9 protein-coding genes are annotated in these 12540 nt (G+C 56.1%); 7 read left to right on the top strand and 2 right to left on the bottom strand.

Annotated elements, in window-relative coordinates; translation table 11 throughout:
* Positions 1 to 58: 58 nt before the first annotated feature.
* Genes QQL62_RS09595 through trxA form a run of 7 tightly spaced genes read left to right on the top strand, consistent with a single transcriptional unit; the run spans position 59 to position 10141 of the window.
* Positions 59 to 1270 carry a PAS-domain containing protein gene (locus QQL62_RS09595; RefSeq protein WP_284378280.1) on the top strand — a complete coding sequence of 404 codons (1212 nt, stop codon included), beginning with the start codon at positions 59 to 61 and terminating at the stop codon, positions 1268 to 1270.
* A gap of 49 nt (positions 1271 to 1319) precedes the next feature.
* The gene (gene tsaE / locus QQL62_RS09590; protein ID WP_284378278.1) at positions 1320 to 1808 is read left to right on the top strand and encodes a tRNA (adenosine(37)-N6)-threonylcarbamoyltransferase complex ATPase subunit type 1 TsaE; all 489 of its coding nucleotides are present in this window, start codon (positions 1320 to 1322) and stop codon (positions 1806 to 1808) included.
* Entirely contained in the window at positions 1801 to 2802 is a 1002-nt protein-coding gene (locus QQL62_RS09585; protein ID WP_284378275.1) for an aminoglycoside phosphotransferase family protein, read from the top strand. The genes tsaE and QQL62_RS09585 overlap by 8 nt, the downstream gene beginning before the upstream one ends.
* Positions 2799 to 3494 (top strand): nucleotidyltransferase family protein, encoded by a 696-nt coding sequence (locus QQL62_RS09580; RefSeq protein ID WP_284378273.1) that lies wholly within the window; start codon positions 2799 to 2801, stop codon positions 3492 to 3494. Before QQL62_RS09585 ends, QQL62_RS09580 begins: the two co-directional genes overlap by 4 nt.
* Positions 3487 to 6453 carry a double-strand break repair protein AddB gene (addB, locus tag QQL62_RS09575; RefSeq protein ID WP_284378271.1) on the top strand — a complete coding sequence of 989 codons (2967 nt, stop codon included), beginning with the start codon at positions 3487 to 3489 and terminating at the stop codon, positions 6451 to 6453. The genes QQL62_RS09580 and addB overlap by 8 nt, the downstream gene beginning before the upstream one ends.
* The gene (gene addA, locus QQL62_RS09570) at positions 6443 to 9787 is read left to right on the top strand and encodes a double-strand break repair helicase AddA (RefSeq protein WP_284378268.1); all 3345 of its coding nucleotides are present in this window, start codon (positions 6443 to 6445) and stop codon (positions 9785 to 9787) included. The genes addB and addA overlap by 11 nt, the downstream gene beginning before the upstream one ends.
* 33 nt (positions 9788 to 9820) lie before the next feature.
* The gene (trxA, locus tag QQL62_RS09565) at positions 9821 to 10141 is read left to right on the top strand and encodes a thioredoxin (RefSeq protein ID WP_284378266.1); all 321 of its coding nucleotides are present in this window, start codon (positions 9821 to 9823) and stop codon (positions 10139 to 10141) included.
* 45 nt (positions 10142 to 10186) lie between these two features.
* Here trxA and glpK read toward each other — a convergent pair whose 3' ends face one another.
* Positions 10187 to 11635 (bottom strand): glycerol kinase GlpK, encoded by a 1449-nt coding sequence (glpK, locus tag QQL62_RS09560; RefSeq protein WP_284378264.1) that lies wholly within the window; start codon positions 11633 to 11635, stop codon positions 10187 to 10189.
* A gap of 48 nt (positions 11636 to 11683) precedes the next feature.
* Positions 11684 to 12532: a carboxylating nicotinate-nucleotide diphosphorylase gene (gene nadC / locus QQL62_RS09555; RefSeq protein ID WP_284378262.1), complete on the bottom strand. Its 849-nt coding sequence runs from the start codon at positions 12530 to 12532 to the stop codon at positions 11684 to 11686.
* Between the last annotated feature and the right edge of the window lie 8 nt (positions 12533 to 12540).

Here is a 12540-nt window from a genome sequence, read left to right as displayed (position 1 = left end):
ACCTTTCGTTAACGTCAAATTGATCTGGTATCGAATACATTCGACAAAGGGAAGACTATTGGATCATTCCATAACTATCTGGTATTGGCTGTTTCTCTTAGTGCTGGCAATGTTTGCGCTATTGCTAAGCTATAGCAGTAAACCGCGTGACAATACCGTCGGCAGAAATCTGGCAAAGCTACAAGCGGAAATATTATTCAACCTGCCCGCGCTGATCTGGGTCGAGGCGGATGACACCGTTGTTTGGGCAAATGCAACCCATCAACGCATGGAGGAGGCCTTCGGCAAACAGCGGCTGATGATCGAGCATTTCAATCTGGCGAAACCGTTAGAGGAGAACAGATCACAGAGCCGCGCACGACTAGAGAGCGGCCCCGGCAAGACGACATACCATTTTGATGTTTTTCACTTTTTCTCAGGTGGTCTAAATTATTACGCCGCTATTTCCGCCAAGGCCGCCGTAACGGCGGAACGCGACCGCAAGCGGTTCGTACAGACCCTATCGGAGAGCTTTGCGCATCTGCCCATTGGTGTGGCGGTGTTCGACAAGGAACGCGACTTATCGCTGTTTAACCCGGCGCTCTCGGCGTTATTGGATCTGGAAATCATGTGGTTGGCCAAAAAGCCAAGCCTGCGCGATTTTCTGGATCGATTACACGACAAGGGCGCATTGCCCGAGCCTCGTGATTTCAAAAGCTGGCGTGATCAGATCATCGAGATGGAGAAAAGCGCAGAGTCAGATGCCTACACCGATGATTGGCACATGCCCAATGATCAGGTTTTCCGCGTTACGGGGCGCTCGCATCCCGCTGGGTCTGTGGCATTTGTGTTCGAGGATATCACCCGCTCCACCGAGGTAGAGCGCAATTTCCGCCTAGAGGTTGAGCGTCTGTACGGCATTTTTGACCAGCTGGATTCGGCATTGGTGGTGTTTGATAGTTCTGGCACCCTTAGCTTTGCCAATAATGCTTTTGATCGGCTGTGGAATACCCAGTTTGCCGATAACCTGCTGTCGCCGAACATCGCCGATCTGACCGATATTTGGCAAGACAAGTGCAAGCCCACGCCTATTTGGGGTGATATCCGCGATTTCTCTACTCAGATTTATGACCGCGCAAGATTTCAAAGCTTGGCCGAGATGAATAACGGCAAATCCCTGATCACGCGGGTATCGCCCATTCCGGGTGGCTATACGTTGGTAGAGTTTTCCCATGCGCCTTTGGGCATGCCGCCGGTTGAATCTGCATCGCCGCTAAATCAGGCTGGCTGAACCCCGCGAAATCGGTATGAATAGCAGTGGTATTCATGCGGAGCAGAAAATGGACAGGCATATCCGGTTATCAAGCGAGCCCCAAAGCGCGCGTTTTGCAAACAGCATCGCCCCGCATTTGGCGGCGGGGGATTGTCTGTTGCTGTCTGGAGAGGTGGGCGCCGGCAAGAGCTTTTTCGCGCGTCATGTTATTCGCGCACGCCTTGCACAATTGGGGCGCGTAGAGGATATCCCATCGCCGACCTTCACCCTTGTTCAGACCTACGAGCTTGAGTCATGCGATATTTGGCACGCGGATCTATACCGATTAACGGGGCCAGACGAGGTTTATGAGCTGGGCCTAGAGGCCGCGTTTGAGACCGATATCTGCCTCGTGGAATGGCCTGATAGATTGGCAGAGCTAACCCCCAGCACCGCCATCACCTTGGCATTTGACACGCTAGAGGGCGATGCGCGCGCCGTCAGAATATGCTGGAATGATCCGCGCTGGGATGGCATCCTGCTACCTATAGTTAAGGAATATCCCATCCATGAATAGCCGTGCCACCGCGCAACAGAATTTTCTAGCCAGCACCCCCTGGGCCAACGCAGAGGCCCATCCCCTGATGGCCGATGCGTCAGGGCGGCGTTACACCCGTTTGATATTGGGCGCGGATCGCGCGATGCTGATGGATGCACCCTACGAGGCCGGCGAGGATGTGCGCCCCTTTGTGGCGATTACCCAACAGCTGCGCGGTGCAGGGCTGTCGGCACCCGAAATCATTGCCCAAGATATCGATCAGGGGTTCCTGTTGCTAGAGGATCTGGGGGATGGGCTGTTCAGCACCCTGTGCCGCCAGACCCCAGCCCAAGAAACCAGCCTATATGGCGGCGCGGTTGATGCCCTGCTGCATCTGCACAGCACCGATGCCAGCGGCCCACTACCCTATGACATGGCCACCTATCAGCGCGAGGCAAGCCTGCTAACCCAGTGGTATATGCCCGCCGCGGGGGTCAAGGTGCTCTCCTCTTTAGAGGATAGTTTTTCTGAAATAATATCAAATGCTTGCACTCCGATCCTAGATCAAGAACCCGTTCTGGTATTGCGGGATTACCATGCGGATAATCTGCTATGGTTGCCCCAGCGGAGGTCTGTTGCACGTGTGGGAATGCTGGATTACCAAGATGCGTTGATGGGGCATCCGGCCTATGATCTGGTGTCGTTGCTGGAAGATGCGCGCCGCGACACATCTCCTGTGCTTCGCCAGGCCATGATCACCCGCTATCTATCGGCCAGCGGCCTAGATGAAAAAACATTTACAGCTGCTTATAACATACTGGGAATGCAGCGAAACATTAAGATTTTGGGAATTTTCACTCGGCTATGTATTCGCGATGCCAAGGCCCATTACGTGGACCTGATTCCACGTGTCTGGGGCCATTTAATGCGTGATTTATCCCACCCATCCTGTGCCCCCATGCGCCAGTGGTTTGCCGATCACGTACCCGCCCCCGATACCGCGCTCTTGACCCAAATAAAGGCACAGGCATGAGCGTAGATAGCCTGATGATTTTCGCCGCTGGCCTTGGCACACGCATGGGGCATTTAACCGCTACCCAGCCCAAGCCGATGATTCCCGTGGCTGGGCGGCCCCTGCTGGATTACGCGCTGACATTGGCACAGCAGGCCGCGGTCAAGACGGTGGTGGTAAATACGCATTACCTATCCGATCAAATCACCGCGCATCTGCCACAGGGCGTGCACAGTATTTTCGAGCCCGATATTTTGGAGACCGGTGGCGGGCTGAAGAACGCGCTTGGGCTGCTGGGGGGCGGTGCTGTTTATACATTAAACAGCGATGCGGTCTGGACGGGGGATAATCCGCTAACCCTGCTGGCGGATCACTGGGATCCGGATCGCATGGATGGGTTGCTGGCCTTGGTGCCCAAGGAGTGCGCGCGCGAATATCGCGGAGCGGGGGATTTTAATCTACACGATCAGCGCCGCATCAGCAGGCGCGGTGATGCAACCAGCGCCCCCTATGTGTATACCGGCGCACAGATCATCAAGACCGATTTGCTACAGCAGATCACCCAGACCAAATTTTCGCTGAACCTTCTGTGGGATCAGATGCTGGCGGATCAACGTCTGTGTGGGGTGGTACATCAGGGGGGGTGGGTTGATGTGGGCCATCCAGCGGGCATTACCGCCGCCGAAAAAATGCTAGAGGATACGGATGTTTAACCCCCAGCAAATCCCTCGGGTCTTCGCCCAGCCGCTGGGCTGTGATTTTTCACAAAATCTGGTGGATGGGCTAATCACCCATATGGCAGATACCCCCCCCGAGGCTATGGCTCGTGTAGATCTATATGTAAACACCCAGCGCATGAAGCGCCGTGTACAGGAGATATTCTATCAACGGGGCGCGGGATTTTTACCGCGCATTCGTCTGATCACTTCCCTATCCGACGACCCATTGATGCTGGCCAATCTGCCCGAGGCCGCCCCCAGCCTGCGCCGCCAATTGCTGCTGGGGCAGCTGATCCAACAGCTTTTGCAGGCCGAGCCATCGCTTGCGCCGATTTCTGCAACCTATGATTTGGTGCAATCCCTATCTGCCCTGATGGACGAAGTGCAGGGCGAGGGCGTCACCATGGCAGATGTGGTAAATCTGGATGTGGCAGAGCATTCCGAACATTGGGGCCGATCCAAGCGGTTCTTGGAAATCCTGGCCAATTACTGGGATCAGAACGCCCTGACCGATCCCCAAGATCGCATGCGCCATATCAGCCAACTGTATGCGCAAATCTGGGCCCAGAACCCGCCCCAGCACCCCGTAATTATCGCAGGTTCCACCGGGTCGCGCGGCGAGACCGCCGCCTTTATGCAGGCGGTGGCAAACCTGCCGCAGGGCGCCGTGATCCTGCCCGGTGTTGAACCAGCCGAACCCGCACATCTATGGCACAGCTTTAAAACCCCCAGCGCCACGCTGGATCACCCACAGGCCGGCTTTGCTAAGCTGTTTGAGGTGCTGGGTATAGAGCGCAGCGATGCCCCCGTGTGGTACGAGGCAGCCCCTGCAAATCCAGCGCGCAACGCGCTGATATCACTGGCGTTGCGCCCCGCGCCCATGACCGATCAATGGATGCAAGAAGGCCCCGACCTGATCCCACAGGTCACCACCGCCACCCAAGACATCACCATGATCGAGGCCGATGTACAAAAGGAGGAGGCGCTGGCCATAGCTATCTGTCTGCGCAATGCCGCCGAGCAAGAACAAAAGGCCGTGCTGATCACTCCAAACAGAACTCTGACCCGGCGCGTTAGCGCCAATTTGGCGCGCTGGGGGATCGAGGCGGACGATTCCGCCGGTGTGCCGCTACAGCTCACACCACCGGGGGTATTCCTGCGGTCTATTGCGGGGCTGTTTGGCCGCCCGCTTGCGCCACAAAACCTGTCGGCGCTGTTGAAACATACCCTATGCCATTCCACCGAGGCGCGCCCCGAGCACAATCTGATGACCCAGCGCCTAGAGGTTGCGGTACTGCGTGGTGGGCCGCCTTTTGTATCGCTTGATACCATAACCCATTGGGCGGATGGTAAAAAATCCACCCCCGAGCAGGTGATTTGGGCCGCATGGATTGCACGGGTTTTCGCACCGCTGGCACAGACAACGCATCTACCGTTAGCCGCGTGGATTGATTTGCATTTTACAACCGCCGAGGCGCTGGCCGCGGGGCCTTCGGGCGAGGGCAGTGGCATTTTGTGGGACAAGGCCGCAGGCCGGCGTGCCCGCGAGGTAATGGATGAATTGCGCCAAGAACAGGCCCATGGCGGCCATATGAGCGCGATAGAATACCAAAGCCTGATCGCGCGCGTTCTGTCCACCGAGGTGCGCCGCGATGCGCAATTTTCCCACCCAAATATCGCCATTTGGGGCACGCTAGAGGCACGCGTACAGGGTGCCGATCTGGTCATCCTTGGGGGGTTAAACGAGGGAATCTGGCCCGAAAACCCAAAGCCCGACATGTGGCTGAATCGCGATATGCGTAAACAACTGGGGTTGTTATTGCCTGAGCGCTCTATTGGATTATCTGCCCATGATTTTCAGCAGGCCATGGGGGCGGCGCGCGTGGTGATCAGCCGCTGTTTGCGTGATGGCGAGGCGCTGGCCAACCCCTCGCGGTGGTTAATGCGCCTGACCAATCTGTTAGAGGGTATCGGGGATACCGGTAAAGAGGCGGTGCGCGATATGCGCCAGCGCGGTGATCAATGGGTGCGCTTGGCGCGTCTGATCGATCTCCCCGTGCACAGCGCGCCCGCAATTGCGCATAGCCCCCCCGCCCCAAGGCCCGCGCCCGTGCCGCCCAAGGGTGCGCGCATTGACCGCCTATCGGTCACACAGGTACAGCGCCTGATCCGTAATCCCTATGAAATATATGCCCGGCGTATTCTGGGCCTGCGCAAGCTGGAGCCGCTGGGAAAACAGCCCGATGCCTTGGCGCGCGGCATTGCCGTTCACGCGGTTTTGGAACAGTTTAGCACCGAATACCCCCACGCCCTGCCCGAAGAGCCTAGGGCCGCATTTTTGGCCAGCGCCGAGAAGGTTTTGGCGCGCAGCGTGCCTTGGCCTTCGGCACGGCATCTATGGTTGGCGCGTTTGGCGCAGGTGGCGGATTGGTTTTTGGCGGCCGAGGCCACGCGCAGAAGGTTGGGGGTGATTACCGCCACCGAGCGTTCGGGCGAGTTGTATTTTAAAGAGCTGGATTTCACCCTATCGGTACAGGCAGATCGGCTAGATCAAGGGCAAAAGGGTCTGCGGATTTATGATTACAAGGCCGGCAAGCCACCGACATCCTCTGTGGTCAAGGTATTTGACCGCCAATTGCATTTAACGGCCCTGATTGCCGTGCGTGGCGGCATGGATGGCATGCCCGGCGCACCTGTCGAACATCTAGAATTTATCGGTATGCACAGCGATCAAACCACCCTGCCCATCGATGTGGATGACGAGACCATTGTCACGACAGAGGACGAGCTGAAACAGCTGATCGGCTATTACAATATCGCAGGTCATGGTTTTAACGCCCATGATAAGGAACAACTGAACCAAGATATTGGCGATTTTGATCATCTGTCGCGCCGCGGCGAGTGGACCGATAGCGATGCCCCCGAAAAGATAGAGATCAGCGATGAGATTTAACGAGGCGACACAGGCCCAGATTAGCGCGGCAATGCCCAATGAAAACACATGGGTCACTGCAAATGCGGGTTCGGGCAAGACCCATGTATTGACCAACCGCGTAGCGCGGCTGTTGCTACATGGTACCCTGCCCCAGCGCATTTTGTGCCTGACCTATACCAAGGCTGCGGCCGCAGAAATGCAGGACAGATTGTTCCAGCGTCTTGGCACTTGGGCCATGATGCCCGATGCGGATTTGCGCCAGACCCTGCTGGAATTGGGCGAGGACGAGGCCTTTCTGGATCGCGACAAATTGCGCGATGCGCGGCGATTGTTTGCATCGGCACTGGAAACCCCCGGCGGGTTGAAAATACAAACCATCCATGCCTTTTGCGATGCGGTATTGCGCCGCTTTCCGCTAGAGGCAGGTGTCGCACCGCAATTTGCAGTGATGGAGGATCGCCAAGCCAAGCAGCTGCGCAGCGACATCATCGAACAGATGGCCATGGATGACCCCAAGGTTCTACAGCAGTTTGCGCGTTATTTCACAGGGCTGGATACCCATGAGATCACCGCCCAAATATTGCACAACCGCCACGGGTTTGCCCGCGCACCAGAACCTGCGGATTTTGGTATCTCAGAGGGCGTGGATTTTGCCGAGACCTGCAGGGGTTTGGCCAAATATACCGATCTGTTAGAACGGCTGATCGGGATCATGCGCGAGGGTGGATCAAAAGACCAAGAGCTAGTGCCAACGCTTGAGAAATCCTTGATGGGCCAGCATCACCCAGAGCTGAAGAGCCTAGAGAGCTTTTTGTTATTTGGCGTAAAGGCACAGAATCCCTTTGGCGCTAAAATCGATACTGTGCCATCAGGTGTGACACTGAAACGGACCTTATCGGTGGATCAGCACCCCGAGCTGCGCGCCCAAGTAAACGAGCTGGCCCTATTTGTACAAGAGCTGCGCACACAGCGCGTAGCCCATCTAGCCCTTGAAAAAACACAAGCCTTGCATGAGTTCGCCCATGCCTTTCTGGCGCGCTATGATGCCTATAAGGCCAGCCGCGCCCTGATGGATTTCGAGGATTTGATCGAATGCACGGCTCAGTTGCTAACCGAAAGCCGCATGGCACAGTGGGTTTTGTATCGTCTTGATGGCGGTTTGGATCACATATTGGTGGACGAGGCCCAGGATACCAGCCCCGCCCAGTGGCGGGTGATCCGCCAATTGGCCGCGGAATTCACCGTGGGCGATACGGGTCGCGACGCGAAACGCACGCTGTTTGTGGTGGGCGATGAGAAGCAGTCTATCTATTCCTTTCAAGGGGCCGATCCGCAAGTATTTGGCGAAATGAAAGCCCATTTCGATCACGAGCTGATGCAAATTCAGGCCCCCCTACAAGACAGCGCCTTGTTACATTCTTTTCGCTCTTCGCCCGTGATCTTGGATTTGGTGGATCAAATATTTAAGGGGCCTGCGGGGGCCAAGATGCAGGCCCTACCCGAGCACAAGGCCTTTCAATCGCAAAAACCAGGGCGCATCGATATTTGGCCCTTTATTGAAAGTGAGGGAAAACCAAAAAGTGGCCCTTGGTATCAACCACTTGATCAGGCCTCGCCCAGTGATCCCGGAATTCAGCTGGCCGAACAGATCGCCCAGCACATTCACCAAACCCTGCATTTAGGACAGCAAATTCAGGTGGGTAAAACCACCCGCGCCGTACGCCCCCGCGATTTTCTAATATTGTTCCAAAGTCGTGGCAGGCTGTTCCATGCAGTTCTAAAGGCGCTAAAGGGTCTGTCGGTGCCTGTGGCGGGGGCCGATCGGCTAAAAGTCGGGGCAGAACTGGCCGTGCGCGATCTGCTGGCGCTGTTGCGCTTCTTGGCGCTGGCCGATGATGATCTATCCTTGGCCGAGGCTCTGCGATCACCGTTGTTGGGGCTGAGCGAAGCGGAGCTGTTTCATCTGGCTCATGGGCGTTCGGGCACCCTGTGGCAATCTCTGCGCGACAGCAATCATGGGGGGATTTTGGACATCTTGCGCGACTTGCGTGCACAATCTGATTTTCTGCGCCCCTATGAATTAATCGAGCGGATTTTGATCACCCACCAAGGCCGCGCAAAGCTGATAGCTCGCCTTGGTACAGAGGTAGAGGATGGCATAGACGAATTACTGGCGCAGGCCATGCAGTATGAGCAAATCGAGGCCCCGAGCCTGACTGGATTTTTAGCGTGGTTCGAGGCAGGGGATGTAGAGATCAAGCGTGAGATGGATTCGCAGATGGATCAGGTGCGCCTGATGACGGTGCATGGATCCAAGGGGCTAGAGGCGCCGATTGTTATTCTGCCACAGACGGGCCAGCGCAAGACCCATAACGCAGGGCCCATATCCATCGCCGGTGACTTATCGGTATGGAATGGCAGCGGCGCAGATATCACAGATGGCCAGAGCACGCGCGCCACGACCCACGCGGAGCTACAAGTAGCAGAACGCATGCGCCTGTTGTACGTGGCCCTGACCCGCGCCGAAAGTTGGCTGGTGGTCTGCGGCGCGGGCCAGCGCGGGAAACAGGGCACTGATTGGTATGATCTGATCAGCAATGCCGCCAAGAACATTGGCGGGGTAGAGGCGGGGGCATTGACGGTGCAAAGTGCGAATTGGATCACCAAGCCCGATCGCCCCAAGGAGGACACCAAGGAGAGGCCCAGCACTCCCCTGCCTGATTGGATCACCCAACAGGCTGCCAAGTTGCCGCGCCCCGTCCAACCCCTTGCGCCGTCAAAAATGGCAGGAGCCAAGGCCCTGCCCTCGGCACTGGCCCGCGAAGGCGAAGCCGCCATGTTATACGGATCGCAAGTGCATTTATTGCTGGAACATCTCTGTGCGGTGCCACAGGAACGTTGGCCAGAGCGCGCAGCGACGTTGCTACATAACCACGAGAACACCGCAGAGGCGCTGGCAGAGGCGCGCGCGATTCTGTGCAACGCAGATTTTCAGTTCCTGTTCGCCCCAGAAACCCTGAGCGAGGTAGAGATCACCGCCGATATCCCCGATCTGGGAGGGCAACGCATGGCGGGTGTCATCGACAAGTTGGTGATCAGCGACACCGAAATCCATGCCTATGATTTCAAGAGCAATGCCGCCGTGCCGTCATCTGCCGTAGAGGTGCCAGCCGGGATACTGGCGCAGATGGGGTTATACCTGCTGGGGTTACGCCAGATTTACCCCCAGCACCGCATAAATATCTCTATACTATGGACAGCCAAGGGGGCCTTGCTCTCTATTCCACACAATATCGCGATTGACGCGGTTATCCACGCACAACATCTTGACCATCGCGCAGAGGCTACCTAGTTTGGTTATAGAACGAGTTAAGTGGAGAGCCCAATGGCAACCGTAAAAGTAACCGACGAAACCTTCGCCGCAGAAGTTATGCAATCCGACATTCCCGTATTGGTTGATTTCTGGGCGGAATGGTGTGGCCCGTGTAAGCAAATTGGCCCGTCTTTGGAAGAATTATCAGAAGAATTCGCAGGCAGGGTAAAAATTGCCAAGGTGAATGTGGATGAAAATCCAGACACACCGGCACAGCTAGGCGTGCGCGGAATCCCAGCATTGTTCATTTTGAACGGCGGTGAGATCGTTTCCAACAAAACCGGCGCTGCCCCCAAGGCCGCATTGGTGGATTGGATTAACGCCAGCGTTTAAACCGCCCGCGATTTTTAGATTTTGGGGCCGCATATGCGGCCCTTTTTAATTGGTGAGCCGCGCAATGGCATCATTCCAACCGGCAACGCGCGCCGCCGCATCGGATGCCGGCATCTCTGGGCTGAACCGGCGATCCAACGCCCATGATTTGGCAAATTCATCTGGTTCTGGGTAATGGCCGATAAATAGCCCCGCCAGATAGGCCGCCCCCATTGCGGTGGTTTCTGTAACCGTAGGGCGATCCACATCCACACCCAAAATATCCGCAAGGTTTTGCATAGTCCAATCTGAATTAGCCATGCCGCCATCTACACGCACCGAGGCGCTGGTGGCGCCATCTTTTTGCATCGCATCCCACAGGTCGCGGGTTTGAAAGGCCACGGATTCCAATGCCGCCTTGGCGATTTCTGCGCGCCCTGTGTTGCGCGTTAGACCAAAGAGCGCCCCGCGCACATCCGCCCGCCAGTAGGGTGCCCCAAGGCCAGTGAAGGCGGGTATGAAATACACCTGTTCCTCGGGGTTTGCCGCCAGTGCCATATCTGTGGTTTCGGCCGCATTTTCAATGATTTGTATCCCATCACGAAGCCATTGAACCACCGCGCCTGCAATGAAAATTGATCCTTCTAGCGCATAAGTGGGCTTGCCGTTTAGCTGATAGGCGATGGTGGTCAGCAGGCGGTTGTTGGATTTCACTGGTGTATCGCCTGTGTTCATCAGGGCAAAGCATCCCGTGCCATAGGTGGATTTCATCATGCCCGGGCGAAAACAGGCCTGTCCAACGGTGGCGGCTTGCTGGTCACCTGCCACACCTGTGATGGGAATGGGTCGATCAAAAATCGTGGTGGTGCCGAAATCAGCGGCGCTATCCAGCACCTGTGGCATCATAGATTCAGGAATGCCAAACAATTCCAATAGCGCGTTATCCCAACACCCGTCATGGATATTGTACAGCATGGTGCGCGCAGCATTGGTGGCGTCGGTCACATGGGATGCCCCACCCGTCATGCGCCAGATAAGGAAGCTGTCGATGGTGCCAAACAACAGATCCCCCGCATCGGCGCGGGTGCGTGCGCCCTCGACATGATCCAGTATCCAGTTCACCTTGGTCGCGGAAAAGTAGCTATCCAGTAACAGGCCGGTCTTGTCGGCGATTTTTTCCTGCCATTCATCGCGTAGGCTGTCGCAATATTCACCCGTGCGGCGATCCTGCCAGACGATTGCATTGAAAATTGCATGCCCTGTGTGGCGATCCCAGATCACAGTGGTTTCGCGCTGGTTGGTGATACCGATGGCGGCCACCTGATCTAGGCCAACCTCTGTGCAGACATCTAGGGTGGATTGCCAGATTTCCTCTGGATCATGTTCCACCCAGCCTGATTTGGGAAAGATTTGACCAAATTCTTGCTGGGCCTGTGCCTGTGGTTTTAGGTCTTGATCAAACAGTATGGCGCGGCTGGATGTGGTGCCTTGGTCGATTGCTAGGATATAGGTCATTCGCCCCCCGTGAATGCTTAGTACAACTAATTTATTAGTAGATAAATACTAAAAGTCCAGCCCCAAGTCTAGATTAGTAACCGTATGGGTCAACGCACCTACGGATATATAGTCGACGCCAGTGGCCGCCACAGAAGCGATGCGATCTAGTGTCATACCACCAGAGGCCTCGACAATCAGAGCGCCGGACACCATTTCCACCGCGCGGGTCATATCCGCATTGGACATATTATCCAACAGCACCACATTGGCCCCCCCCACGCTCAGCACTGTTTCTAACTGGGCAAGGGTATCAACCTCGATCTCGATGGTACGCATGTGCGACGCAAATTCGCGGGCGCGTTTCAGCACCTGTTCAATGCTGCCAGCGGCGGCGATGTGATTGTCCTTTATCATAATAGCATCATTCAAACCAAAGCGGTGATTTGATCCGCCACCATGGCGCACTGCCTCTTTTTCCACAAGACGCAGGCCCGGTGTTGTTTTGCGCGTACAGGTTATTTTTGCTTTTGTTCCAGTAGTTTGCGCGACAAAGCTAGACGTCATGGTGGCAATACCAGAAAGGCGTCCCGCAAGGTTCAACGCCACGCGTTCGCCCATCAGAATTGCCTTGGCATCGCCAGAAATCGTCATGCATATGTCGCCTGCTTTGGCTTCGTTGCCATCTGCGATCAGCGTATCAACCACCAATGTTGGATCAACAGTGTGGAACGACAGGCGCGCCAGCTGCATACCAGATATCACCCCTGGATCACGCGCATTCAGGCGGGCCTGATAGGTGGTGCCATCGGGGATCACCGCGCGGCTGGTCACATCACCCGCCCCGCCCAAATCCTCGTCAAGCGAGCGTTTGATCAGATCAGTTAGCAGAAAGTCAGGAACGGATGGGTGGGTCATATTTGTCC

The sequence above is a fragment of the Amylibacter marinus genome (assembly GCF_030160015.1).
GTDB classification, from domain to species: domain Bacteria; phylum Pseudomonadota; class Alphaproteobacteria; order Rhodobacterales; family Rhodobacteraceae; genus Amylibacter; species Amylibacter marinus.
This window is presented reverse-complemented; position numbering and strand designations above follow the sequence as displayed.